28 protein-coding genes, 1 tRNA gene, 1 pseudogene and 1 other annotated feature are annotated in these 23,950 nt (G+C 57.4%); of the genes and pseudogenes, 11 read left to right on the plus strand and 19 right to left on the minus strand.

Translation table 11 applies throughout. The features are described 5' to 3' along the window. Positions 1 to 2: 2 nt before the first annotated feature. Positions 3 to 2,213, minus strand: a complete 2,211-nt coding sequence (gene purL, locus EO133_RS01555; RefSeq protein ID WP_127070915.1) for a phosphoribosylformylglycinamidine synthase subunit PurL — start codon at positions 2,211 to 2,213, stop codon at positions 3 to 5. A gap of 30 nt (positions 2,214 to 2,243) precedes the next feature. Beyond that, positions 2,244 to 2,903, minus strand: coding sequence for a phosphoribosylformylglycinamidine synthase subunit PurQ (purQ, locus tag EO133_RS01560; RefSeq protein WP_127070916.1), 660 nt, complete (start codon positions 2,901 to 2,903; stop codon positions 2,244 to 2,246). A gap of 187 nt (positions 2,904 to 3,090) precedes the next feature. Here purQ and EO133_RS01565 point away from each other — a divergent pair, with 187 nt between their 5' ends. Next, positions 3,091 to 3,744 carry a glutathione S-transferase family protein gene (locus EO133_RS01565; RefSeq protein WP_127070917.1) on the plus strand — a complete coding sequence of 218 codons (654 nt, stop codon included), beginning with the start codon at positions 3,091 to 3,093 and terminating at the stop codon, positions 3,742 to 3,744. A 14-nt stretch (positions 3,745 to 3,758) separates the two neighbouring features. Here the strand turns inward: EO133_RS01565 and EO133_RS01570 are convergent, their stop codons facing one another. From EO133_RS01570 to purC, 3 genes are all read right to left on the minus strand, one after another. Beyond that, positions 3,759 to 4,850: an acyltransferase family protein gene (locus EO133_RS01570; RefSeq protein WP_127070918.1), complete on the minus strand. Its 1,092-nt coding sequence runs from the start codon at positions 4,848 to 4,850 to the stop codon at positions 3,759 to 3,761. A gap of 307 nt (positions 4,851 to 5,157) precedes the next feature. Next, positions 5,158 to 5,400, minus strand: coding sequence for a phosphoribosylformylglycinamidine synthase subunit PurS (purS, locus tag EO133_RS01575; protein WP_127070919.1), 243 nt, complete (start codon positions 5,398 to 5,400; stop codon positions 5,158 to 5,160). A gap of 44 nt (positions 5,401 to 5,444) precedes the next feature. Further along, positions 5,445 to 6,209, minus strand: coding sequence for a phosphoribosylaminoimidazolesuccinocarboxamide synthase (gene purC / locus EO133_RS01580; protein WP_127070920.1), 765 nt, complete (start codon positions 6,207 to 6,209; stop codon positions 5,445 to 5,447). 287 nt (positions 6,210 to 6,496) lie between these two features. On the opposite strand from purC, the gene EO133_RS01585 reads away from it, so the two are divergent. Further along, positions 6,497 to 6,826, plus strand: coding sequence for a DUF1476 domain-containing protein (locus EO133_RS01585; RefSeq protein ID WP_127070921.1), 330 nt, complete (start codon positions 6,497 to 6,499; stop codon positions 6,824 to 6,826). A gap of 58 nt (positions 6,827 to 6,884) precedes the next feature. Here EO133_RS01585 and EO133_RS01590 read toward each other — a convergent pair whose 3' ends face one another. From EO133_RS01590 to EO133_RS01625, 8 genes are all read right to left on the minus strand, one after another. Continuing rightward, positions 6,885 to 7,583, minus strand: a complete 699-nt coding sequence (locus tag EO133_RS01590; protein ID WP_127070922.1) for an RES family NAD+ phosphorylase — start codon at positions 7,581 to 7,583, stop codon at positions 6,885 to 6,887. Continuing rightward, the gene (locus tag EO133_RS20470; protein ID WP_127070923.1) at positions 7,583 to 7,999 is read right to left on the minus strand and encodes an antitoxin Xre-like helix-turn-helix domain-containing protein; all 417 of its coding nucleotides are present in this window, start codon (positions 7,997 to 7,999) and stop codon (positions 7,583 to 7,585) included. The genes EO133_RS01590 and EO133_RS20470 overlap by 1 nt, the downstream gene beginning before the upstream one ends. Positions 8,000 to 8,052: 53 nt before the next feature. Beyond that, on the minus strand, positions 8,053 to 8,604 hold the full coding sequence (locus tag EO133_RS01600; protein ID WP_127070924.1) for an RBBP9/YdeN family alpha/beta hydrolase: 552 nt from the start codon (positions 8,602 to 8,604) through the stop codon (positions 8,053 to 8,055). A gap of 18 nt (positions 8,605 to 8,622) precedes the next feature. After that, on the minus strand, positions 8,623 to 9,030 hold the full coding sequence (locus EO133_RS01605) for a GNAT family N-acetyltransferase (RefSeq protein WP_127070925.1): 408 nt from the start codon (positions 9,028 to 9,030) through the stop codon (positions 8,623 to 8,625). Between the two features lie 48 nt (positions 9,031 to 9,078). Continuing rightward, the gene (locus EO133_RS01610; RefSeq protein WP_127070926.1) at positions 9,079 to 9,297 is read right to left on the minus strand and encodes a helix-hairpin-helix domain-containing protein; all 219 of its coding nucleotides are present in this window, start codon (positions 9,295 to 9,297) and stop codon (positions 9,079 to 9,081) included. Between the two features lie 62 nt (positions 9,298 to 9,359). After that, positions 9,360 to 10,664, minus strand: a complete 1,305-nt coding sequence (gene purB, locus EO133_RS01615) for an adenylosuccinate lyase (protein WP_127070927.1) — start codon at positions 10,662 to 10,664, stop codon at positions 9,360 to 9,362. Between the two features lie 36 nt (positions 10,665 to 10,700). Continuing rightward, a complete protein-coding gene (gene rpe / locus EO133_RS01620) occupies positions 10,701 to 11,378 on the minus strand; it encodes a ribulose-phosphate 3-epimerase (RefSeq protein ID WP_127070928.1) in 678 nt (225 codons plus the stop codon). 78 nt (positions 11,379 to 11,456) lie between these two features. Further along, the gene (locus tag EO133_RS01625) at positions 11,457 to 12,305 is read right to left on the minus strand and encodes a DMT family transporter (RefSeq protein WP_127070929.1); all 849 of its coding nucleotides are present in this window, start codon (positions 12,303 to 12,305) and stop codon (positions 11,457 to 11,459) included. A gap of 143 nt (positions 12,306 to 12,448) precedes the next feature. Here EO133_RS01625 and EO133_RS01630 point away from each other — a divergent pair, with 143 nt between their 5' ends. Both EO133_RS01630 and EO133_RS01635 read left to right on the plus strand, forming a co-directional pair. After that, positions 12,449 to 13,186: a cytochrome c biogenesis CcdA family protein gene (locus EO133_RS01630; protein WP_127070930.1), complete on the plus strand. Its 738-nt coding sequence runs from the start codon at positions 12,449 to 12,451 to the stop codon at positions 13,184 to 13,186. A 128-nt stretch (positions 13,187 to 13,314) separates the two neighbouring features. Beyond that, on the plus strand, positions 13,315 to 14,490 hold the full coding sequence (locus EO133_RS01635; protein WP_127070931.1) for a GNAT family N-acetyltransferase: 1,176 nt from the start codon (positions 13,315 to 13,317) through the stop codon (positions 14,488 to 14,490). A 165-nt stretch (positions 14,491 to 14,655) separates the two neighbouring features. On the opposite strand, the gene soxR is transcribed toward EO133_RS01635, so the two are convergent. Continuing rightward, positions 14,656 to 15,177 carry a redox-sensitive transcriptional activator SoxR gene (gene soxR / locus EO133_RS01640; RefSeq protein ID WP_127070932.1) on the minus strand — a complete coding sequence of 174 codons (522 nt, stop codon included), beginning with the start codon at positions 15,175 to 15,177 and terminating at the stop codon, positions 14,656 to 14,658. Between the two features lie 142 nt (positions 15,178 to 15,319). Between soxR and EO133_RS01645 the strand changes: the two genes are divergently transcribed. After that, positions 15,320 to 15,784, plus strand: coding sequence for a hypothetical protein (locus tag EO133_RS01645; protein ID WP_127070933.1), 465 nt, complete (start codon positions 15,320 to 15,322; stop codon positions 15,782 to 15,784). An 18-nt stretch (positions 15,785 to 15,802) separates the two neighbouring features. On the opposite strand, the gene radC is transcribed toward EO133_RS01645, so the two are convergent. The 3 genes from radC to sfsA are packed head-to-tail and all read right to left on the minus strand — an operon-like array spanning position 15,803 to position 18,081. Then, positions 15,803 to 16,513 carry a RadC family protein gene (gene radC, locus EO133_RS01650; protein WP_127070934.1) on the minus strand — a complete coding sequence of 237 codons (711 nt, stop codon included), beginning with the start codon at positions 16,511 to 16,513 and terminating at the stop codon, positions 15,803 to 15,805. After that, positions 16,510 to 17,343 carry a type I methionyl aminopeptidase gene (map, locus tag EO133_RS01655; protein ID WP_127070935.1) on the minus strand — a complete coding sequence of 278 codons (834 nt, stop codon included), beginning with the start codon at positions 17,341 to 17,343 and terminating at the stop codon, positions 16,510 to 16,512. Before map ends, radC begins: the two co-directional genes overlap by 4 nt. Before the next feature lie 27 nt (positions 17,344 to 17,370). Beyond that, positions 17,371 to 18,081: a DNA/RNA nuclease SfsA gene (gene sfsA / locus EO133_RS01660; RefSeq protein WP_127070936.1), complete on the minus strand. Its 711-nt coding sequence runs from the start codon at positions 18,079 to 18,081 to the stop codon at positions 17,371 to 17,373. Between the two features lie 135 nt (positions 18,082 to 18,216). On the opposite strand from sfsA, the gene EO133_RS01665 reads away from it, so the two are divergent. The 6 genes and pseudogenes from EO133_RS01665 to EO133_RS01690 all read left to right on the plus strand — a co-directional run. Continuing rightward, on the plus strand, positions 18,217 to 18,990 hold the full coding sequence (locus EO133_RS01665; protein WP_127070937.1) for a competence/damage-inducible protein A: 774 nt from the start codon (positions 18,217 to 18,219) through the stop codon (positions 18,988 to 18,990). Then, positions 18,987 to 19,481: a xanthine phosphoribosyltransferase gene (gene gpt, locus EO133_RS01670; protein ID WP_127070938.1), complete on the plus strand. Its 495-nt coding sequence runs from the start codon at positions 18,987 to 18,989 to the stop codon at positions 19,479 to 19,481. The genes EO133_RS01665 and gpt overlap by 4 nt, the downstream gene beginning before the upstream one ends. A gap of 24 nt (positions 19,482 to 19,505) precedes the next feature. Continuing rightward, the gene (locus EO133_RS01675; RefSeq protein WP_127070939.1) at positions 19,506 to 20,084 is read left to right on the plus strand and encodes a hypothetical protein; all 579 of its coding nucleotides are present in this window, start codon (positions 19,506 to 19,508) and stop codon (positions 20,082 to 20,084) included. Between the two features lie 63 nt (positions 20,085 to 20,147). Beyond that, positions 20,148 to 20,233 (plus strand) — tRNA-Leu (locus EO133_RS01680). Positions 20,234 to 20,577: 344 nt separating this feature from the next. Further along, complete coding sequence (locus EO133_RS20385) at positions 20,578 to 20,721, plus strand: hypothetical protein (protein ID WP_188681875.1); 144 nt, start codon at positions 20,578 to 20,580, stop codon at positions 20,719 to 20,721. A 193-nt stretch (positions 20,722 to 20,914) separates the two neighbouring features. Further along, positions 20,915 to 21,704: pseudogene (locus EO133_RS01690) on the plus strand (IS3 family transposase); the annotation flags it as partial. Further along, positions 21,217 to 21,313: a sequence feature (AL1L pseudoknot), on the plus strand. It overlaps the preceding pseudogene by 97 nt. Positions 21,705 to 22,178: 474 nt before the next feature. Here the strand turns inward: EO133_RS01690 and EO133_RS01695 are convergent. Next, positions 22,179 to 23,123 carry a sugar-binding transcriptional regulator gene (locus tag EO133_RS01695; protein WP_164734837.1) on the minus strand — a complete coding sequence of 315 codons (945 nt, stop codon included), beginning with the start codon at positions 23,121 to 23,123 and terminating at the stop codon, positions 22,179 to 22,181. Positions 23,124 to 23,142: 19 nt separating this feature from the next. Beyond that, positions 23,143 to 23,856: a beta/alpha barrel domain-containing protein gene (locus tag EO133_RS01700; RefSeq protein WP_164734838.1), complete on the minus strand. Its 714-nt coding sequence runs from the start codon at positions 23,854 to 23,856 to the stop codon at positions 23,143 to 23,145. Positions 23,857 to 23,950: the final 94 nt, after the last annotated feature.

Raw genomic sequence — 23,950 nt, forward strand, 5'->3', positions numbered from 1 at the left:
GATCAGTTTATTGTAGCGCCCATGAAAGCCGGGAACCAGCCCTCGTAAGCGTCTCTCAACTCTTTGATCGATATGGGATCGGTGGTTCCAAGCTTCAAGCCATCCCCGCCGGTTGTGCCGATGCGGATCGCGGAAACCGGCGCATTGGCAAGGACGGCTTCGACTTCGCTTGCAGGCAGGGTAACGAGATAGCGGCCCTGATCTTCCCCAAAGAAGGCCGCAATGGCTTCTGAGGGCGGGGTGCCTATAACGGCGCCGATATTGCCCTTGATCGCCATTTCAGCCAGTCCCAGCGCCAGCCCGCCATCGGACAGGTCGTGCACCGACGTTACCTGCCCGCCGCGAATGAGCGAAAGAACGAAATGGCCAACGGTCTTTTCGTGGTCGAGATCGACATGGGGTGCCGTGCCTTCACGCCGACCGATGACGTCGCGCAGGTAAGCTGATTGCCCCAGATGAGTACCCCAGCCATCGGGTGCGCCGACCAGCACAATCGCCTCACCATCAGCAACAAAACGATTGCGGGCCATCTTGGCGTAATCGGGGATCAGCCCCACACCGGCGATGGTTGGCGTGGGCAGAATGCCGCGGCCGTTGGTTTCATTGTAGAGCGACACATTGCCCGAAACGATCGGGAAATCGAGCGCCGAACAGGCTTCGCCGATGCCTTTGATGGCAAAAACAATCTGCCCCATGATTTCAGGGCGCTCGGGGTTGCCGAAATTGAGGTTGTCGGTTGCGGCAAGCGGTTCGGCGCCTGTCGCGATAAGGTTGCGCCAGCATTCCGCGACGGCCTGCTTGCCGCCCTCGAAGGGATCGGCTTCGCAATAGCGCGGGTTCACGTCGGATGAGAAGGCCAGCGCCTTGGTGGGGTGGCCCTCGACCCGCACGACACCGGAATCGCCGCCCGGGGTTTGCAGAGAGTTGCCCTGGATGAGCGTATCGTATTGCTCATAAACCCAGCGGCGCGACGAGTTATTGGCCGAACCAAGCAGCGCGAGCAGGGCCGCTGCGATGTCCTTTGGTTCAAGCGCGGTCTGATCGAGCGGCGCCGGAATGGTGGGTTCCACCCATGGGCGATCATATTCGGGGGCTTCGTCGCCCAGTTCCTTGATGGGAAGGTTGGCCACTTCCTCTCCCTGGAACAGAACACGGAAGCGCAGATCGTCCGTGGTCTTGCCGACAGTGGCGAAATCGAGTTCCCATTTCTCAAAGACTGCGCGGGCCTGCGCCTCCTTTTCGGGATGCAGGACCATGAGCATCCGCTCCTGGGACTCAGACAGCATCATTTCATAGGGAGTCATGCGCTCTTCGCGGACCGGCACGGCATCGAGGTTGAGTTCGATGCCGAGATCGCCCTTTGCGCCCATTTCGACCGCCGAGCAGGTCAGCCCGGCAGCGCCCATGTCCTGAATGGCGATCACGGCGCCAGTGGCCATGAGTTCAAGGCAGGCTTCGAGCAGGCGCTTTTCGGTGAAGGGGTCGCCGACCTGAACGGTGGGCCGCTTTTCTTCAATATCGTCGCCGAATTCGGCAGATGCCATTGTCGCGCCGCCCACGCCATCACGGCCTGTTTTCGCGCCGAGATAGACGACCGGCAGTCCGACGCCCTTGGCTTCGGACAGGAAAATCTTGTCGGTATCGGCGAGACCGGCGGCAAAGGCGTTGACCAGAATATTGCCATTGTAACGGGCGTCAAATTGCACTTCGCCGCCAACGGTGGGCACGCCAAAGGAATTGCCATAACCGCCAACACCGGCAACGACGCCGGAAACCAGATGTCTGGTTTTCTCGTGATCGGGTTCACCAAAGCGCAGGGCATTCATCGCAGCGATGGGCCGGGCGCCCATGGTGAAAACATCACGCAGGATGCCGCCAACGCCAGTCGCTGCGCCCTGATAGGGCTCAATGAACGAGGGGTGATTGTGGCTTTCCATCTTGAAGACGACAGCCTGGCCATCGCCAATGTCAACGACACCGGCATTTTCGCCCGGACCCTGAATGACGCGCGGTCCCTTGGTGGGCAGCGTGCGAAGCCATTTTTTCGAGCTTTTATACGAACAGTGCTCGTTCCACATGGCCGAGAAAATACCCAGTTCCGTATATGTCGGCTCGCGCCCGATCAGATCGAGGATTTTCTGGTATTCGTCGGGCTTCAGGCCGTGGCTGGCGACGAGTTCGGGGGTGATTTCGATGTCGTTGCGAAGGGTCATGGAGCGGAGCCTGCCAGTTCTGCGGGTCGGTCAGGCCAGAAGGCCAGCGAAGATGCCGCGGCCATCGGTGCCGCCGTGCTCGGGTTCGATCAGGTTTTCCGGGTGGGGCATCATGCCCAGCACGTTGCCCCTGGCATTGGTGATGCCGGCAATGTTGTTGATCGAGCCGTTGGGATTGGTCTCAGGGGTATAGCGAAAGATGACCTGTCCGTTACCTTCAATCGATGCGAGTGTCTCGGTATCGGTGAAGAAATTTCCGTCGTGGTGGGCCACCGGGCAGCGGATCACCTGACCATCCGAATACTGGTTGGAGAAGGGGGTATTGGCGTTTGCGATTTCCAGCTCGACTTCGCGGCAGACGAATTTCAGTGAAGCGTTACGCATCAGGGCGCCGGGCAGAAGGCCCGCTTCTGTGAGGATCTGAAAGCCGTTGCAGACGCCAAGCACCTTGACGCCCTTATCGGCACGCTCGCGAATGATGTCCATCATGGGGGAGCGGGCGGCGATGGCGCCGCAGCGCAAATAGTCGCCATAGGAGAAACCGCCGGGAATGACGATCAGATCGACATCGGGCAGTTCAGTCTCCTGATGCCAGACCACAGCCGGCGCCTTTCCGCCGATCTTGGTCAGCGCCGCGATCATGTCGCGGTCGCGATTGAGGCCGGGAAAGACGACAACGGCGGATTTCATCACGCGGGTCTCGCTTATCGATTTTGGGACGGCTGCAGATGCGCGCCTTGTCGGGATTTCCGTGACAAAATGCAAGGGGATTCGGCGTAATGGGGAAAAAAATGAAACCGGGTGTCGGAGATCGGGTCGGTGGAACGTCTTCTGCATATGATAATATCGCGACTGCGCAATCACACGGAGCATTTCAATGCCCCCGATCATTACTGCATTTGAACGGTCTCCCGATGGCGGCAAAGGTCTGGCGCGGGACACGCGGGTTCGCTGGGCGCTGGAAGAGGTGGGGCAAAATTACGAAGTTCGTCTTGTTTCGTTCGGTGCGATGAAGGAACCCGCGCATATGGCACTTCATCCTTTCGGGCAGATACCGACTTTTGAAGAGGGCGGCCTTGCCATTTTCGAAACAGGGGCGATCGTATTGCACATCGCGGAAAGCCGCGCGGGCCTTTTGCCGGACGATGCGAATGCGCGGGCGCGAGCTATCACATGGATGTTCGCCGCGCTGAACACGGTGGAGCCGCCAATCCTTGAGTTTGCGAATGCCAGGCTACTTGAGAATGATAAGCCTTGGTCGGCGCAACGTTTGCCTCTCGTTGCGGATCGTGTCCGCGACCGTCTGACCCAGCTTTCCCGCCGTCTTGGCAAGTCCGACTGGCTCGATGGCACGTTCAGCGCGGGTGACCTGATGATGGTATCGGTGCTGCTCAGATTGAAGCCGTCGGGCATGCTGGACGAATATCGGAACCTCTCCGCCTATGTTGCGCGCGGCGAAGCGCGGCCCGCTTACAAACGGGCCTTCGACGCCCAACTGGCGGTCAATACCGGCCAACTGCCTAGGCGCTGATAGCGTCGAAGCGGCTATTCGGCTGGCGCTTGAACGGGCTTTTCCGCCGGCGTCCATCGGCTGCCAGGCGCACCAGGAACAACAGCCCAGGCCGGGCGCTCGAAGAGGAAGCGGCCAAAGCCGATCTTGCCGATGATCCAGTAAACGACTGCCGGGCCGGCTATGGCGACGAAAAGGACCAGAAGGCTGGCTAGCCCTGCATCGATATTGGGCACGACTGCCAGCAGCAGCGTCCGGAAAATGCCCATTGGAATGACGAAGCTGAGATAGATCACGATAGAATGAGCGCCGACCCAGCGGAGCCAGCCAAAAGCGCGGGCGTTTCCGATTAGCGCCGCTATTGCGCAGACCGCCATTGCGCCTGCGATGGCAAGAGCGAAAGTTGCGCCGGGAATATGCGCAATGCCGGTGACGATGTGGCCATAGGCAACGATATGTCCGGGGGCAAAGACGAGGGCTGCATTGAGGAGGGCCCAAAGCATTAATGCGCCCGCAGCGATCATCGGACGGGCTTGAACCTTGTCGGCAAAGGAGAAGATATATGGTGCCAGTGCGTACCCGGCATAGAAATAGACGAAATAGCTGGCTGTATAATTGAGAATCGAGATTGGCGTGTGTATCGGCGCGATGGAGCATAGCGCTGCTACGATCAACACCGCCCAGTGGGGCAATCGTGCCTGGTAGAACAGCTTTGCCATCAGGCTGAAAACGGCCAGCGCATAGATGAACCAGAGGATCGAATAAGGCTCGTAGATTGCGCTTGCGAGCATCGCGACAGTGCCTGCCGGGTCGCGGTCGACAAGCAAATGTTTGAATCCGATCAGGATGATGGCCCAAAGAGCGTAGAAATAGATGTAATGGACGATCCGCCTGTCGGCATAGTGACGCCAGGGCCGGGCAATGACGGCGCTGAGGAAAAGACCTGAAATCAAGAAAAATTCCGGCATGCGGAAGGGCGCCGCAAAGCCGAGGACATAATGCATGAAGCCCACGCGCTCGGTGGCTTCGCCCACGCCGAAAGTGGCGTGCATCATCACAACAAGGATGATGGAAATCCCCTTGGCGATATCGACCCAGTTATGTCGTTGTTTGGCTTGAATGCTCATCTTGCGTCCCCACACGCTCGTGCCGGTTTGGCGGCGAGACTAGCGCGCAAAAGACCAAAGGATTGCTTTACAAAATGACCAGATTTCCGGGCTGGTTAAGAGAATGAAAAAAGCCGGGCTAAAAAGCCCGGCTTTCTAGGCGCTTTCGCCCGAATTTCCGTCTGCTCAGACGGGCACGGTGCCATAGGCGGCAACCATGATGCCCAGAGCAACGAAGAACATGGCAGAAAGGGTCACTGTTTTAAGCATAGGTCAGGACTCCTGGCGCGCTGCTTTAATGCACGGCCTTTGATTTAACATTGAGAGGTTAACCGATGATCTCGATTGCGAAGTTTTCGATCACCGTGTTGGCGAGCAGCTTTTCGCACATGGCCTCGATCTGGGCTTTGGCCTCATCGGCATCTGCGGTTTGCAGTTCCAGATCGAAAACCTTGCCCTGGCGAACGGATTGAACGCCGTCAAAGCCCTGACTGTGCAATGAACCTTCGATGGCCTGACCTTGAGGGTCGAGTACACCATTTTTCAGGGTGACGATGACGCGGGCTTTCATATTTTTGGTTCCGTTCACGGTTTTTCAGGCAGTTGGCGGAAAAGCTATTGTACCAGACGAGGGCCGGTGGTCAGGGCGTTTTCGGCCTCGACCAGGATACCGAGGCGCTGGGCGACTTCGCGATAAGCATCGACGAGGCCACCGAGATCCTCGCGGAACCGGTCCTTGTCCAATTTGTTGCGGGTCTTGACGTCCCACAGGCGGCAATTGTCCGGAGAAATCTCATCAGCCAGAACGATTCTCATCATGTCGCCTTCAAAGAGGCGGCCACATTCGATCTTGAAGTCCACGAGCTGGATGCCGACACCCATAAAAAGCCCGGTGAGGAAATCGTTGACGCGCACAGCAAGCGCCATGATGTCATCGAGCTCCTGGGGCGTGGCCCAGCCAAAGGCCGTGATGTGCTCTTCCGATACCATCGGATCGTTAAGCGCATCGTCCTTATAGTAAAATTCGATAATCGAACGCGGAAGCTGTGTGCCGGATTCAAGACCGAGACGCTTGCAAAGCGAACCGGCCGCGACATTGCGCACAACCACTTCGATCGGGATGATTTCAACTTCGCGGATCAATTGCTCGCGCATGTTGATGCGGCGCACGAAATGGGTCGGGATGCCCAGCGTGTTGAGCTTGGAAAAGACAAATTCCGAAATTCGGTTGTTTAGCACGCCCTTACCATCGATCACTTCGTGTTTAGCGCCGTTGCCAGCGGTCGCATCATCCTTGAAATGCTGAATAAGGGTTCCGGGTTCCGGGCCTTCGTAAAGGACCTTGGCCTTGCCTTCGTAAATCTTGCGACGACGGTTCATTTCACCTGTCCGTTGGTCTGCAGATATTGGACACGGGGTCCAGTGTGCGCGCACTCATGCGCTCTTTTGACCACTCTTTGCAACCCCCTTTGCGTAAAGGTGAGGGGAATGCTGCGCATTCATATAGCGATTCCCACTCTTGTTGCCAAAAAACACATGGGCAGGTGGAAAATGGGGTGGGGTGCGACCTGGTTGTCGTTGATTTGAAATGCCGAAACGCATATCTCGAATCCATCAAATGCCGTATAGTACGGCCAGTTCAGGACAAAAGGTGAGGGATAGAACTCATGTCTTCGTTTGAGGAACGCGAAAGAGCTGAAGAAGCCAAATTTGCATTTGACGCAGAGTTGCGTTTCAAGGCCGAGGCGCGGCGGAACAAGCACCTTGCCTATTGGGCTTGCGACGAGATCGGTATCGAGAGCGCCAATGACCGCGCAAATTACCTGGCGGAAGTGATTACAGCCGATCTGACAGAAGCCGGGCCTGAAGATGTCGTGGTGAAGATCAAGGCTGATTTTGAGGCGCATTCCGTCCAGATCGATGAAGCAACAATCCGTACGAAGGTTGCGGAGTTCGATGAGCTGGCCAAAAGGGAAGTTATCGACGAGGCCAAATAGGTCCTGCCGGATATTTTGCTATCAGCCCCGCATCATTGGATGCGGGGTTTTTTGTGGCCTACTCTGCTTTGGAAATTGTTGGTTGGGGCGAGCCGGACCACTCAAAATGCCAGCAATCGCCCAGCCTTATGTTCTGGATGATCGCGGGCCGGAAGACGGCGAGGCATTCGCCGCCGTCAAAGCGCACCGATGGGTAAACCAGGCCGCTGGATTTTTGTGTGAGCAGCGTCCGGGCCAGAGCCTGCCCGTGTGGATATGCGACCGAGGGATCAGGATCGAGAAAGGGTTCACTGGCAAAAGCGCTAGCATCATGGACGCGGGTTGAAAATCCGGCGCGCAATTCTCGATAGGCCGTCAGATTTTCAAATGTCGCTGTGGCGATGAGTTCCTGAGTCAGGTGCCAGGCGACCTCGGCTTGCGCGGTCTTTACGGCGGCCTGGCCATAGGCTGCATACCAGGCGCCGCGCTCTTCGCCGTTAAATCGGTTGCCGCCTGCACGCGTATAGCAGAATGCAGCGTTGATATAGGTCCAGCCAAAGCCATGCGCGGCTGTCACCAGTTCATCCTGCGTAATACCAAAGGGCAGGGGCAGATGCGGCGTGTGCCTTGCAGATGTCAGGGTTTCGATTTCTTCGAGAATAGACAGTTCTGTAGGGTCGTCGGCAAGCGGGGCCATTGCCGGTTCGGCGATATAGGCGGTTGAGATCAGCCGGATGGTATCCGGTTCAGCAAAATCGCGTTGGGGTAATTGGACCATTACATCCCGCCGCGCAGGCCATCGATGTGGCGCCGGACGGCCATCATGGCGGGGATGCCGCCATCGATCATGACTTCTAATGGAGTCTTTCCGGCAAAGCCCGGCCCGGAATTGGTTGTCTTGGGCCAACCATAGGTCAGTGGGCCGTTGAACAAGAGGCGCAAGCCTTTGAACAAACCGATCATGAGGCTGGCGCGTGTTACCTTGTCCTGATCGAGCAGGCCCTTGAATGTGCCCGCTTTCATGCGGCCCCAGGTGGCGCTGGGAACATCGAACAGGGCGGCCGCTTCCGCATTGGAAAGTTGCCAGGCCTCGGCGATGCGTACGACAGCCTTGACCACCGCAGCGATGCGGTCGCGCTCGTTGATCGGGCGTACCGGATTCGCTTCTGTGGGCAGTTCAAAGATCGCAGACATGACATTTCACCATTTGACTGGCAAAATCATATCATATGATGCGAAATTGTCAATCAAATGCGGCCCATCAGGCGCGTGAACATCAGCAGGCCTTCTGGCCAGGGGCCGTGCCCGGATTCGACATTTATGTGTCCGGCATCGCCCGCGATATGGAAATCGGAGCCCCAACAGCTTGCAAACTCAGCCGCGCGCTCAATTGAGCAATAGGGATCGTTGCTCGAAGCAACGAGCATTGAGGGGAATTTGAGCGGATCGCGTGGCAGCCCCTGAAACGGCGCGGTAGCTTCCGGCACGTCGGGATGTTCATCCACATCGGGCGCTGAAACCAGAAAAGCGGCTTTGACCTTGGTGTCTGCAAGCTTGCCATTGGCTGCAACGATATTGAGCACGCCGAGCGAATGACCGACCAGAACGACAGGCCGGGTCGCCATCATGATTTCACGTTCGAGCGTTTCCGACCAGTCATCAATCGAAGGGGCGTCCCAATCCTCCTGCTCCACAAAGCGGGCATTACGGATCTTTTCGACCCAGCGTTGCTGCCAGTGGCCTGGGCCGGAATGGCCAAGGCCGGGAACAATCAGAATATCGGCGTCAGCGGTTTTCATGGATTTGAGGTTAGGGCCTTAACTGTTGACGTGAAAGCGGAATGTATCGGCGAGCCGTTCACATCCAGCCTGTTCGTAAAAGGACACTGCGCCGGGCGCCGAGGTCAAGAGGCAAGACTTGACCTTTGGTGCCGCCTTCGCCGTCTCTTCGAGCAGCCGCCTGCCGATGCCGTTGCCTTGCGCCGATGTGTCGACAGCGAGATCGGAGCAGTAGAGGCAATAGGCGTAGTCCGTTATCGAACGCGCCACGCCGACAATCTTTCCCTGATCGTCACGCGCGACAACGATCACATCGGCATTGGCAAGCATCTTTTCAAGGCGCGGCGTGTCCTCGATGGGTCGACGCTCGGCCAGCCCGGAAGCGATAAGAACCTGCTTGAACTCGCTCACAGACAGATTCGGTTCCAGCGCGTAAGTTATTGGCATCAGATTCAAATTCCGAGGTAAGGGTTGGAGCAGTTTCGTGCCAGTCGTTCAAGACTTCTTGTAGTCGAGCCCTTTTGCTGCAAGCGCCTCGCCCAGAATTCGTATCGCTTTGGGGCCGACACCATGAATTGCCAGAAGCTCATTTTTCGAGTGGCTGGCAACATCTTTTAGGCTGGCGATGCCGTTGTAAGACAGTTCGCGTGCGGCAGTCTTGCCAATTGCGTTGGGCAGGTCGCCCACAGGGCGAATGTCGGGTGTCGGGGCCATCGCTTTATCTCCTCTTTGTCGTAGCCAAAGATACAACGTGCGGCGATGGCCGTTTCCGACAATCAGGCCCCGAAAACGCGCTTGAAGATCGTATCCACATGCTTGAGGTGATAGTCATCGTCAAAGCTCGCGTCGATTTGCTCGTCCGACAGCTTTGCCGAGACTTCGGGATCTGCCTTGAGGAAATCGGGGAATTTGCCTTCGCCGCGCCAGACCTTCATGGCGTTGCGCTGGACGGCTGAATAGCTTTCTTCGCGGCTCATGCCTGCCTGGGTGAGCGCCAACAGGAAGCGTTGCGAGTTATGCAGACCACCGAGCTTGTCCATATTGGCCTTCATGTTCTCGGGATAAACCACAAGATTTTCGATAACATTGGTCAGCCGTGCCAGCGCGAAATCGAGCGTTACGGTGGCGTCAGGGCCGATCATGCGTTCCACCGAGGAATGCGAAATATCGCGCTCATGCCAAAGGGTCACGTTTTCCAGTGCCGGTGTCACCATGCCACGCACGAGACGCGCAAGGCCCGTCAGGTTTTCGGTCAGCACTGGGTTGCGCTTGTGCGGCATGGCCGAGGAACCCTTCTGGCCTTTTGAGAAGAATTCTTCCGCTTCCAAAACCTCGGTGCGCTGCAAGTGCCGGACTTCGGTTGCCAGACGCTCAATCGAGGACGCGATGACGCCCAATGTCGCGAAATACATCGCGTGCCGGTCGCGCGGGATGACCTGCGTGGAAACCGGTTCGATTTCCAAGCCCATCTGCTCGGCAACATAGTCTTCCACCGAGGGATCGATATTGGCGAAGGTGCCAACCGCGCCGGAAATGGCGCAGGTGGCAATTTCCTTGCGCGCATTGACCAGTCGCTCGCGGCAGCGTGCGAACTCAGCGTAGGCTTGTGCCAGCTTGACCCCGAAGGTTGTCGGCTCGGCATGGATACCGTGGCTGCGGCCGATGGTGATCGTATCCTTGTGTTCGTAGGCGCGCTTCTTCAGCGCCGCCAGCAGGGCATCGATATCGGCAAGCAGCAGGTCCGATGCGCGTGCAAGCTGGACCGAAAGGGTTGTATCGAGCACGTCCGATGAGGTCATGCCCTGATGTACGAAACGCGCTTCAGGCCCGACGATTTCGGAAAGATGGGTGAGGAACGCGATAACGTCGTGCTTGACCTCGCGTTCGATCTCATCGATCCGGTCGACATCGAACTGTGCGTTACGGCCTTTTTCCCAAACCACGTCCGCTGCTTCGGGTGGGACGACGCCCAGTTTGGCCTGCGCGGTCGCCGCGTGCGCTTCGATCTCGAACCAGATCCGGAACTTGGTCTCGGGCGACCAGATGGCAACCATTTCTTGGCGGGAATAACGCGGGATCATGGGTTTAGCGGACCTTCTTTGGAAAGTGATTCAGATTTAACGGGCGGCTTCTGCCGCCTCACGAATGGCCTTAATGCGCGCAGCATATGTGGCGGGGTCATTGCCCTTATAGATTGCCGAACCTGCGACCAGCGCATTGGCGCCAGCCTTGGCAAGTGCTCCTGCATTGGATGGATCGACACCACCATCGACTTCAATATCGATGTCCCGGTCGCCTGCAAGGGCTTTGGCCTGCGCAACCTTGGTCAGCGATTCTGCAATGAAGGCCTGGCCGCCAAAGCCCGGATTGACGCTCATTATCAATATAAGGTCGAGTTTATCAATGACATGCTGGATGGCTGAAACCGGCGTTGCCGGGTTGAGCGACACCCCGGCTTTCTTGCCTTGTGCCTTGATCGCTTGAAGGGAACGGTCCAGATGCGGGCCGGCTTCGGCATGGATTGTGATGATGTCCGATCCGGCCTTTGCGAAGGCTTCGATATAGGGATCGGCAGGCGCGATCATCAGATGCACATCGAGCGTGAGTTTTGTCACCGGGCGTATTGCTTCGACGATCAGCGGGCCGATGGTGATATTGGGCACGAAATGTCCGTCCATCACATCGACATGCACCCAGTCGCAGCCCGCTTCCTCAATCGCACGGACTTCATCGCCAAGGCGCGCGAAGTCGGCTGAAAGGATGGAAGGAGAGATTTTGATGGGCCGGTTGGTCATTTTGATCCCCGCAACGCCTGTGTCGCGCGCTTCTTAGTATGATGGCGCGCGGATTCCCAGTCCCAATTGGTTCTATTTTCACCGCTTGCGGTGTTCTGAGCCCCATAGAGCAAAGGCTACACCACCCAGAATACCGATAGAGGCAACAGCCAAGCGCAGGGTGATACTCTCCCCGATGAAGATGACACCACCCAATGCGGCAATGGCTGGCACCGTCAATTGCACGGTGGAGGCCTGTACACGCGAAAGGGCAGGCAGGGCCAGATACCACACCGCATAACCGAGGCCGGAAGCGAGGGCTCCCGAGGCAACGGCATAGGCTACACCCTCGAGAGATACCGGCAGCGTCAAAAGACCGAAAGCAGTCAATGCGATGCCGACTGGCAAGCAACGCACGAAATTGCCTGCGGTATCGCGCAGCGGTGAATGCGATCCGCGTCCAATCAACGAGTATGCCGCCCAGGAGGCGCCAGCGATCGCCATGAGCATCGCTCCAAGCGGGTTGGGCGCAGACAGTCCAGGCGATACGAGATAGACGAGAGCAGCAAGAGCGAGCCCAATCCCGGCCCACTCGATCATTCCCGGCCGGTCGCCTTTGAACATCGCCCATCCCAGCATGCTCATTTGCACGCTGGCAAAAAGGATCAGGGCGCCCATGCCCGCGCCGAGCATCACATAAGCGATGGAAAACAAGATGGCATAGCCGAACAATGCTGCTGCACCTGACCAGTTTCCGCCGACCCTGCCTCGCGGATGGGCAGTCGATCCCCAAAAGAGGATTGCATAAAGCAACACTGCTCCAGCTATGAGCCGGATGCCGGTATAGCTTGCAGCATCGATTGCCCCATCGACCAGCGCCAGGCGCGCAAGAACGGAATTGGCGGCAAAGGCCAGCATGGCAATTGCGGTTAGCGTAATGATGCGCATGAGAACCCCCACGCTTCCTGCTGCACATTACCCGCTCGGTGGCAAACGCGCCATGGCTCATCAAAATGGCGCGATGAGACAATAAGGGCCATTTGCCCGAGCGCTTCCAGTCTGTACAAGGCAATTAGACATCTGGAGACATTATGTTTGGCTTTGAGTTGCCGGTTATTTTCGGCGCGGGGATATTGAGCTTTTTGAGCCCGTGCGTTCTGCCGCTGGTGCCGCCTTACCTTACCTATATGAGCGGGGCAACTTTCGAGCAGTTGCGCGATGAAGGCACCAAGGGCGGCGTGCTGTATCGCCGTACTGTCATTACGGCGCTGGCGTTCGTTATCGGCTTTTCTCTCGTCTTCATTGCTTTTGGTGCGACTGCGACCTTCTTTGGCCAGGCTTTGCGGCGGGCATTGCCGGTCCTGATGCCGCTGGCCGGTATCGTGATCATCATTATGGGGCTACATTTTATCGGTGTTTTCCGGATTTCCGCACTTTATCGGCAGTTCAAGCTCGAAGGGCCGAAAATCGCCAGTGGTCCGACAGGCGGCTTCCTGCTCGGCCTTGCTTTCGCGATTGGCTGGACGCCGTGCATCGGGCCGGTTCTCGCGGCCATTCTGACGGTAGCTGCCAATCAGCAGACAGCCTGGGAAGGCGCGGCTCTATTGGGTGTCTATTCAGCCGGGTTGGGCGTGCCGTTTCTGTTGGCGGCGCTGGCGCTTGGGCCGTTCCTGTCGTTCTTTGAGGATTTCCGCAAGCATCTCGGGACGGTCGAGAAGGTGATGGGCGTCTTTCTCGTTTTCATAGGCATTCTCTTCCTGACCGGCAACTTCACCCGCATCTCGTTCTGGTTCCTTGAGACGTTCCCCGCGCTCAGCCAGTTCGGGTAAGCATTGATGAACCATAGTTGCCGATTTCGCGCCGCCAACGGGAAGTCTTCAAACTTGAATGAATTCACGAAACCGTGAATTTACCAATAGCGGTCAAAGCTCCTGTGCCATAAAGTTTGGGGGACGATATGACCGCGAGAGCGTTGGCGCAGGCGCGACAGGGTGATTTACCCGTTGTAAACGAAAATGCGCTGAACGCGTTTTCGGTCTCGGCTTCCGGCAAGCTATCCGATGTGGCGGAGAACTGGCGTGGATTTGAGGCGCAAGGGATCGACTCGCCGGGCCAGAGTTTTGATTTCGTCCGTTGCTGGATCGCCCGTAACCGGATTGCTGAAAAGGACTGCCTGTTTATTTCCGCACGCATCAATGAACGCCCTTTGGCGTTGTTGCCGTTGGTGCGGACCGCAATGTTGGGCGGACAGGCGGCGTGTTTTTTCGCGGGCGATCATGTGGGATGCAACGGGCCTCTGTTCGATCGGGCAGCGTTTGGCGCCTTGACCCATGCAGAAAAGGCATCGGTGTGGCGCCGTATGCTCAAGCTGGCGGTCGGCGTCGATATTGTGCTGATGCCCAACATCATTGCCGAGCATGGCCGGGAAATGGGCCTTGATGCCGCTTTTTCCCGCACCGCGGCTCCTGATTTCCTCTATCGCGCGGAATTTGCCGACTGGGCTCAATGCGATCTCGAGCGTCGCGACAAGAAAAAGCGCAAGATCGATCGCCAGCAAAGGGCCAAGCTCGAAGCGCTGGGGGCCGTCAGCTTCGAGAGTGTCGGGCCCGGTGCCGAAGGGCGGGCCATCATTGAAATCATGTTCGCGCAAAGGGCACGGCGTTTCGAAATGCAGGGCATTGCCGATCCTTTTGCCGCGCCTGAAGTTCGCGCCTTCTACATGGACTTGTTTGAAGCCGCCGGTGGTGTGCTGCAAGTGCTGCGGCTCAATGGAGAGCCTGTGGCGGTGCGCTACAATATACCGACCGAGGACAGGCTGCATTGCCTGATTTCATCGATGAGTTGGTGCGAAGTCACTCAGACCGGTTCGCCAGGCAAGCAAGCGCTGCTGCATGTTATGCAGAATGTGTTCGATGAGGGCTGGACGTCATTTGATATGGGCAAGGGGCTCACCGACGAGAAAAAGCTCTGGTGCAACAAGGTGATCGACCTCGATTGCTATCATCATGCCCGAACCCCGCTTGGCCACATGATGATGCTTGGTCACCAGGCGCGCATGCAGGCTAAGGGCATGATCAAGAACAATTCCATCTTGTTCGACATGTTCCGTCAGGTGCGCAAGCGGTTGGGATAGGTCAGAACAGCTTCATACCCTTGAGCGATGCGTGGCCCGTCCGTCCGACGATAATGTGGTCGTGGACAATGTGGGTTGTTGTGTTTCTTATTTTCGTAGGCGTTTAATTCCTGACCGAGAACATCACTCGTATCTCATTGTGGTGCCCCGAAGTTTTTGTCGCGCTCAACCAGGTCGGTTTCGCTCGGAAGCAGCCATGACTCTGGCAACTTCCTCCGCGAGAATGTCCGGGTCGAGGAAATGCGGTCCGGCACCATAGGCGGCCAGTTTGTCTTCAGGATTGCGCAGGGGGCAGATTTCGGTCGAGAGACATCCGCAGCCGATACATCCTGAAAGCAGATCACGCAAAAGCTCCAGCCGTTTGATGCGCATGTCGAGATTTGCACGCCAATGTTGGGCCATGGCATCCCATTCGGCAGAAGAGGGCGCACGATCCTCCGGCAAGACGGCAAGTGCATCGGCAACTTCATCAAGCGAAAGACCGAGAGACTGGGCGGCCTTGATAACGGATACGCGACGCAACATGCTGCGTGGGAAGCGGCGTTGATTTCCTGTCGATCGATAACTCGCAATCAGGCCCCTGCGTTCGTAGAAATGCAGGGCGGAAACCGCAACGCCTGCGCGCTTCGCCAGTTCTCCGACGGACAATGTGGGCTGCGATGATGCGCGTGCTGTAGTGTTCTGCATCGAATTTTTCTTCATGGATACTGGAAATCAAACCTTGACCTAAACTTAGGTTGAGATTGTAGGTTGCGCAGCGCAACGATTGCAAGCCGTTATGAAAGTGCCGTTTGCGGTGAGAATTCAAGTGTATGGGAGACCGTAGGAGATGTTGGAGTTGGTCCACTATTTGCACATAGTTTCAGGCGCGACCTGGGGCGGTGCGGCAATCATGGCGACGCTGGTTTGGATACCGGCAATGCAGGCGCTGCCGCCCGATTCCATATCGGGTTTCTTCTCCGCTGCCGGTAAACGGGCCCGCAGGATCATCGGCCTTGCCGGAATGACGGTCATAATCACCGGACTGCTCCGGGCATATCTAGGCGGCGGCGTCCGGTCATTGGAGGATCTCTGGAGTCCCTATGGCCTTTGGGTGTTGGCAGCGTTGGGCGTTTTTTTCGGCATGCGACTATACGGCAAGCATAGCGGCAAGGGAATCGGAGAGGCGCTGAAACGGGGCGAGGACCCGCGCCCGGCAATGCGTGAAAGTTTCAAGGTCGATGTTCTGGTCTATCCGGGCGGTGTGCTTTTGCTTCTGGGTATAATGGTCATCATGCGGATGGGGCTTTACTGAGCTGCCACCGTCGCACGTTCAGAACAGCTTCATGCCCTTGAGCGATGCGTGGCCCGTCCGTCCGACGATAATGTGGTCGTGGACAACGATGCCGAGCGGTTTGGCAATATCGGCAATCTGACGTGTCATCTGAATGTCGGCGGTGGAGGGTTGAGGATCGCCCGAGGGATGATTATGCACGAGAATCAGTGCGGTTGCCGATAGCTCGAGCGAGCGCTTGATGACTTCGCGAGGATAAACCGGCGTGTGATCGACGGTGCCGACCTGCTGGACTTCATCGGCGATCAGCTTGTTCTTTTTGTCCAGAAACAGGATACGGAACTGCTCCTTGGTCTCGTAGGCCATCTGCGCCTTGCAATATTCGATAACGGCCGTCCATGACGCGAGCACTGGCCGTTCTTGAATGGCGTCGCGCCCTATGCGTTGGGCTGCGGCAAGGATTACCTTGAGATCGATGATGGCGGTTGGACCAAGCCCGTCAATTTCTTCAAGCAGATGCGCGGGCGCGCCCAGCACTTCGGAAAAACTTCCGAAACGGTCCAGCATCGCCTTTGCGATCGGTTTGGTATCGCGGCGCGGCAGAATGCGGAACAGAATGAGTTCGAGCAATTCGTAATCCTGGAGCGAGGCGGCTCCATTCGTTACGAAGCGCTCACGCAGGCGGTCACGATGCCCGTGATAATGCGGGCGGGCAGGCTGGCTCTCGGACAGACCCCCCGTCTTGCTCATGCGGTCCGGGCAGCCAATGGATTGAACAGACCGGCTGGCGAAAGCGTAAAGATTTCGGCGCCGGTTTCGGTAATGCCGATCGAATGTTCACACTGGGCAGAGAGCGTGCGATCGCGGGTTACAGCCGTCCAGCCGTCATTTAGAATTTTGACTTGCGGACGTCCCAGATTGATCATCGGTTCGATGGTGAAGATCATGCCAGGCTTGAGTTCCACGCCGGTGCCCGGATTTCCAAAATGCAGGATGTTAGGCTCGTCATGGAAGAGCTTGCCAATGCCATGCCCCACGAAATCGCGCACAACGCTCATGCGTTCGCCCTCGGCATAGCGTTGGATCGCCGCCCCTATATCGCCGGTCGTATTGCCCGGTTTTGCCGCTTCGATGCCCAGTCGCAGACATTCATAGGTGACATTGATCAACCGTTCCGCTTTGCGGGAGATTTCGCCCACCGGGTACATTCGGCTTGAGTCTCCATGCCACCCGTCAAGAATGAGCGTTACGTCGATATTGACGATGTCGCCTTCGCGCAGAGGGCGTTCCGAGGGCATGCCGTGGCAGACGACGTGGTTGATCGATGTGCAGGTGGAAAAGCGATAGCCACGGTAATTGAGCGTTGCCGGGATTGCGCCATTGTCGCGCGCGAACTCATAAACCATCCGATCGAGCTTTTCGGTCGGAACGCCGGGTTCGACCATTGGCACCAAAAGATCCAGCGCCTGCGCCGTGAGCGCGCCAGCCTTGCGCATCCCTGCAAAGCCCTCCTCGCCATGCAGGGGAATTACCCCTGGCATGCGCTTTTTCTTGGCGGTAGCGTCGACGTAAGTGGTCATCAAATTCTCCAGACTACGCACCGGAATTTAGTCATCGCGCTTAACAAAGGGAAGGGGGTGCGCAATGGTAATCGAAGTCATATTCAGATGCGTTGCATAGCACAGCGCTTCAACGCCGCGTGCATGGGCGCCCTCGAAGGCGCGCGCGTAGGCTGGATCGATGTCGCTGGCGAGGGCAAATTGCGTGCAGTCGGTGCGCTGGACCAAATAGAGCATGACCGCGCGATGGCCAGCATCGACCATTTTTCCGAGATCCTCCAAATGCCGCGTTCCGCGTGCCGTCACCGAATCCGGGAACTCTGCCAACCCCTCCTGGCGCACCAGATGCACGTTTTTGACCTCCAGGTAACAATCGGGCAGGCCCTCGCCTGAGAGGAAGAAATCGACCCGGCTCTTCTCGCCATATTTCATTTCCGGCCGGACGCTGGAATAGGCTGCAAGTTCGGGAATAGCCTTTTCGGCCAATGCCTTTGCGACAATGCGATTGGGGTGGGCGGTATTGATGCCGACCAGGCCTGTCGGCAGTTCCACAAGCTCCAGCGAATAGGCCAGTTTACGCTTGGGATCGTTCGATTTTGAAAGCCAGACCGGCAGGCCCGGCATGGCCAGACCCGTCATGGCGCCGGGATTTGCACAATGGGCAGTGATCACAGAACCGTCGCCAAGCGTTATGTCTGCGAGGAAGCGCTTGTAGCGCTTGATCAACGTGCCGGGGATAAGGGTGGAAGGAAACTGCATATTCGATCAGACTTGCTTGATTTTTTCAGGCGGTAAGGGCATCCATGACGTCCCTTGTTTGCGGTTTGGCTCATTGTCGAACCGCAAGGAAAATTTCATCGTGTTCTGGACAACGCATCAGGCTTGGTCAACCCAATGAATGCAAAGATCGTGACGGCCGGTTTGCTGGTCATTGGGGATGAAATCCTTTCGGGGCGGACCAAGGACGTCAATATCAACGCCACTGCACAATTCTGCACTGACCTGGGGATCGAGCTTTCCGAGGTTCGGGTGGTGCCGGACGTCATCGATACGATCGTTGAGGCGGTCAACGCCCTGCGCAAGCGCTATACTTACGTCTTTACGACCGGCGGGATCGGTCCGACCCATGACGATATTACCGCCGATGCGATTGCCAGGGCATTTGGCGTTGCGCTGCCTATCCATCCGGTGGCGCGGGAAATGCTTGAATCGCGCTGGAAGGAATCGGGCACTGAAGTCACCGCCGCCCGGTTGCGCATGGCGCGTATCCCTGAAGGCGCCGATCTTGTGGTCAATGCCGTTTCCGCTGCGCCCGGTTTCAGGATAGCTAATGTGTATGTGATGGCCGGTGTGCCGGTAATCATGAAGGCCATGCTCGAAGCGATAGCGCCCACGCTTGAGGGTGGCCGCAAGGTCGAAAGCCGGTCTGTCAGTGCCGGAGTGGGCGAGGGCGCGCTCGGCGACCCCTTGGCTGAAATCCAGAGCCGGTACGATGACGTCAAGATCGGTTCTTACCCGCAAATGGGGTATGGCCACATTATGACCTATCTTGTCCTGCGCAGCCACGACATTGCCCGGCTTGATACCGCGACTGCCGAGGTGCAGGCGCTGGTCGATAAAATTCATCGCGACAAAAATATTACCTTGCCCGAGGAGGCAAAACCATGAGCCAACCCAACAAGTCCTTTCCGGTATCCTGGGATCAGTTCCATCGCGACTCGCGCGCGCTCGCCTGGCGCCTGACCAGCGAAGGTCCGTTTCATGCGATCGTTGCCATCACGCGGGGCGGACTGGTGCCTGCGGCCATCATCGCGCGCGAACTCAATATCCGTGTTGTGGAAAGCGTTTCGGTCAAGTCATACGACCATCAGGCCCAAGGCGAAGTGCGCGTACTCAAGTCGATCAGTCCAGAACTTGTCACCGCCGATGCTACTGGCGAAAAACTGCTGATCATCGACGATCTTGTCGATACGGGCGCAACCGCGCGCGCCGTCCGCGACATGCTGCCGAATGCGCACTTCGCTACCGTTTATGCAAAGCCGCTCGGACGGGAACTGGTGGACACGTTCATTACGGAAGTAAGCCAGGACACCTGGATATATTTCCCGTGGGATCTCGATTTCACCTATGCGCCCCCGATCACTGGCGGCACGGACTGACGGTGCAGCGAAAGCGTTTCCGCGATGCTTATCAAGCGCGAGATTCTTGAAAGAATTAAGTGTGGCGAGATAAAGCTGCAATTTCGCCGCTGGCGTCGGCGTACGATCCGGCCAGGCGGGACGCTCAAGACCGCGGTGGGCATGTTGCAGATCGGCGCAATCACTCCGACCTCGGCTGACCTGGTAACAGACGCCGATGCCCGAGATGCCGGGTTTGCCGACAGGGCCGATTTTCTGCGATGGCTCGATATGATGAAGCCGGGCGAACTCGATCGGATCGAGGTTAGCTACTTGGGCGAAGATCCACGAATCGCTCTGCGCATGGATACCAATTTCGATAACGCAGCACTGGCCCAGATCAGTCATGCACTCGACAAGATCGATAGTGGAGCATATCCGGGCTGGAGCCGGGACGTTCTGGCCTTGATTGCGGAACGGCCAGGGGAGCGCGCGGAGGCGCTGGCGGAAGCCGTGGCAATGGAAAAGGCTGCGTTTAAGCCGCGGGTGCGCTTGTTAAAGGAACTTGGCCTCACCGAAAGCCTTGACACTGGGTACAGGCTTTCCCCGCGTGGGCAGGCGGTGTTTGACCGGATTGCGAAGTGAGCCATCTTGCGTTTTTCGTAAGGGGCGTTAGAACCCGAACGGATTGTGAACTTTGAAGAACACGCGGGCGTGGTGGAATGGTAGACACACAGGACTTAAAATCCTGAGAGGGTATCCTCGTGCGGGTTCGAGTCCCGCCGCCCGCACCAACGCTCATCCACGCCCCGGAGAAGCCTCACCTTTGCCTCGACTCCAATAGCCGCGATCAAGTGAAGCCCAGAGGTAGGCCGCAAGAAGCGTCCTGTTCGACGCGGCGCGACCGGGATCAAAGGTCGGCGCGAGGTGCTCGGTCACCAAGGCAGATGCTCGGGCGATGCTTCCGTCGGCCGAGGGAAAGACGTCGGGATGGCCGAAGTGGAAGATGGCCAGCATCTCGGCTGTTCAGTCGGACACCCCCCAGAAGGCCCGAACCTCTCCCCTGAGGTTTTCGTACGCGAGTTCCCCCCATCCAGCGAAACGTTCAGGGCTCGACCGATGCAGCAACCCAAATTCCGTGATCGTCCGCACCTTTCGGGCGCTGAGGCCGCACGCTGCCAGCCTCTCAGAGGACGAATTGGCGGCGCTGGCCGCCCTCATCGGCGAATACGACACGCGGGGACAGCAGGGCTATCAACTCACCGAAACCTTCTTCGACTAGTTCGAGGAAACCTTCGCAGGCCGCCTCGCGATCCAGGGCCCAAGACGAGCCGGGCGGGATGTGGAACGGAGCACCATATTCCCCGACTTCAAGGGCAACTACCCTGCGACTTCGTTGTGAGGGGCGACGCCGATGCGGATTTAACTGCACCGGGTTTGCCGGAGGCTCTAACTTCTGAGAAGGTGGAGCCGATATGAGCAAGACAACGAACAAATTTGCACCTGAAGTGCGCGAGCGGGCCATTCGTATGGTTCTGGACCACCAAGCGGAATATCCGTCCCGGTGGGCCGCAGTTTCCTCCATCGCTGCCAAGATCGGATGTTCACCAGCCACGTTGCACGACTGAGTTAAAAAGACCGAGGTCGACACTGGAAAGAGGGTCGGCCTGCCCAGCGATGTGGCTGAGAAGATGAAGGCTCTCGAGCGTGAGAACCGCGAACTTCGGCAAGCCAATGAACCGAAGGTCCGCGTCAGCGAGTTCTTGCGCAAGGCATCTGCATATTTCGCGATGGCGGAGCTCGACCGCCCACTGAAGCGATGATTTCCTTTATCGATGAGCAGCGTGAGGGGTTTGGTGTGGCCCGCTGCACCGTCGCTCGGCTCATGAGTTCGATGGGCTTGCAGGGTATCATTCGTGGCAAGCCAATGCGCACGACCATCTCGGATAAAGCGGCTCCGAACCCGCTCGATGGGGTGAACCGCCAGTTCAAGGCTCCTGCGCCGAACAGGCTCTGGGTTTCGGACTTTACATACGTGGCCAGTTGGCAGGGCTTTGTCTATGTGGCCTTCGTCATCGACGCCTTCGCACGTCGGATTGTGGGCTGGCGGGTGAGCCGGACAGCACATGCCGGGTTCATCCTCAATGCTCTTGAGCAGAGACCCTTCATGACCGACGCCCTGTTCACGGTGACGGCCTTGTCCATCACTCGGACAGGGGCGTTCAGTATGTGTCGATCAGATATTCCGAGCGCCTGGCTGAAGCCGAGGAAAACTACTACGCCATGATGGACGCATCAGTCATAGCCGCATAACTTAAACCAAACAGCCTCCGGCAAACCCGGTGCGGTTCAGTTGACATGGTTCATTGTCCTTCGTGGCCAACGCCGTTGGCTCGATATGTTGAAGGCTTAGTTTGTAGCTGAAACGCTGGTGGAAGGAGCGACGGTCAATGCGGTGGCCCGCCGCTTACCAGGTAGATGCCGCGGGGTGCGAGAAATCGATTTGAGAGTTCTGGGCAACCTCCGAAAATAGAAGTCACGACTTCTTGGAAGTTCGAAGCACCGAATTTTAGCAAAGCGGGGATTTCAGGGGACTTGATCGATTCAGTTCGCTTTGGTCCTGACAACTGACAAGCAGAGGTCAAACCCCGGAACAGACCGATCACCCATAGTTCAAGTATTCATCGATCCTGATTTGCGCTGAACCAATGTATGGCACTCGTGCCACTCGCGGCGTGACTACGCTTCAAGCAAGCTTTGTGCCGTCTGCGCATCTGTTCCTAACGCGTTGACAATACCGCCTAGCAGGGCGCCGCGTATCGCTGGAACCTTGACGGCGCCGTTAGCCACCAGAACGCGGCGCGGACATTGCATGAGTTCGTCGAGATGGATCGCAATCGTCTGATCCTCAAGTTCTGTGTAAATAATTTGGCCCCGGGCATCAAAAAACCGCGCGCAAATGGTTCCGACAGCTCCATTGGCCGTTGCTGAGCGCATCTGTTCAAGCGTGATGACACCATGCCGGAATATCGGTGCCTCATCATCGAGCGCTCCGAGACCAACTATGGCCATATCGAGCTTCTGCATCATTTCGAAGATCGGTCGGATTGAAGATGTTTGTCGCAACACCTTGGCGCTTGCAGGGTCGTCAGCCATAGCCGGAACAGGCAGGTTCCAGGCATCGCCGCCAAGATGTAGCGCCATGACTCTGCAGATCTCGGAAGGATGTGTGGGCAGCTGCCGGACTCCCACTCCGCCTATGAGAGGGAACACATTAATCTTTTTGTAGGCGGCCGTGCGCAGGCCATTGGCAACTGAAGCGACTGATCGTCCGTCTGAGATGCCGATATTCATTCCGTCTGAAAGGCGGCTTTCTACGAAATGAGCAACGGCGCCGCCCAGAACGCGCAATGTCTCCTCGGCCGTTGTTCGCATCTCCACGACAATGGCATCTTGGAGCCCGTATCGGTCTTCTAATTGTTCTTCGAGCTCCCGCGCCCGGAGGGCGTGCGGTACAACACGTATTTCCACGAACCCAAGTTCGAGCGCCTTTTTAAGTGCGCGGCTGACGGTCGAGTTCGATACGCCCAGACGCGCCGCAACTTCATTCTGAGGGAGGCGATCCTCGTAGTGCATACGAGCGATCATAACGATTTCATCCTGCCGACTCAGTCTCCGGGCCATTGCTGCTCCATTGTATTTGTTATAGAGCTGCATTGCGGCAGCCGAGCGCGTCAAGCAATGGTTCGTATCCCACATCCGGCGTCGGTTTGAATAGGGCTCCACCCACAACAACGCGGTCTGCGCCCGCCGATATGACATCGACAATGTTGGACGTGTCAATTCCGCCATCGGCAATGATGGCAATATCCGGCCATTGCAATCGCATTGCTCGCAGTTTCGCTATCAGTTCGGGGCGGCTGGACTGCGCGCTGGTGCCGGGTTCTATAAGCATGACGAGCAGGTAATCCGCCCATTGAACAAGGGGTGATATCGCCTCGATCGACAATGCCGGCGAAATCGCAACTCCTGCTAAGACCGATTCTCTCCGCATTCGTTCCAGTATGGCTCTCGGATCATCGCAAGAGTCGGGATGAAAGGCCAGCGCTCCAGCCTTGTTGATGACATCTTCGATATGAGCCTGTGGATTCCAGGCCATGAGGTGGACATCGAACTGGCATTGTGGAAAGCGCGCTCCCAGTTCATCCAGAGTCTGAAGCGACAATCCATGCGCTGGTACGAATAGACCGTCCATCACGTCGAAATGGAAGTGGTTCAAACCCAGATCCAGGCAGCACTGAACCATTCGGGCTAACTGGGATTGATCGGCGGCATAAAGGCTCGGCAACACCAGGGGTGGGGCAAATTCCGCTTTGCGTCTGCCGTTGTCCGGCCACACAGATATAACTGTACCCATCCATCTCCTCCCGCTCGCGGTTTGGCGAAGTCGCATCAAAAATCCGTCTTGACGAGAACCTAACCTCGGGTTTAACTGAATGCAATAAATTCCA

It is taken from the genome of Pelagibacterium lentulum, assembly GCF_003992625.1.
GTDB classification, from domain to species: Bacteria; Pseudomonadota; Alphaproteobacteria; order Rhizobiales; family Devosiaceae; genus Pelagibacterium; species Pelagibacterium lentulum.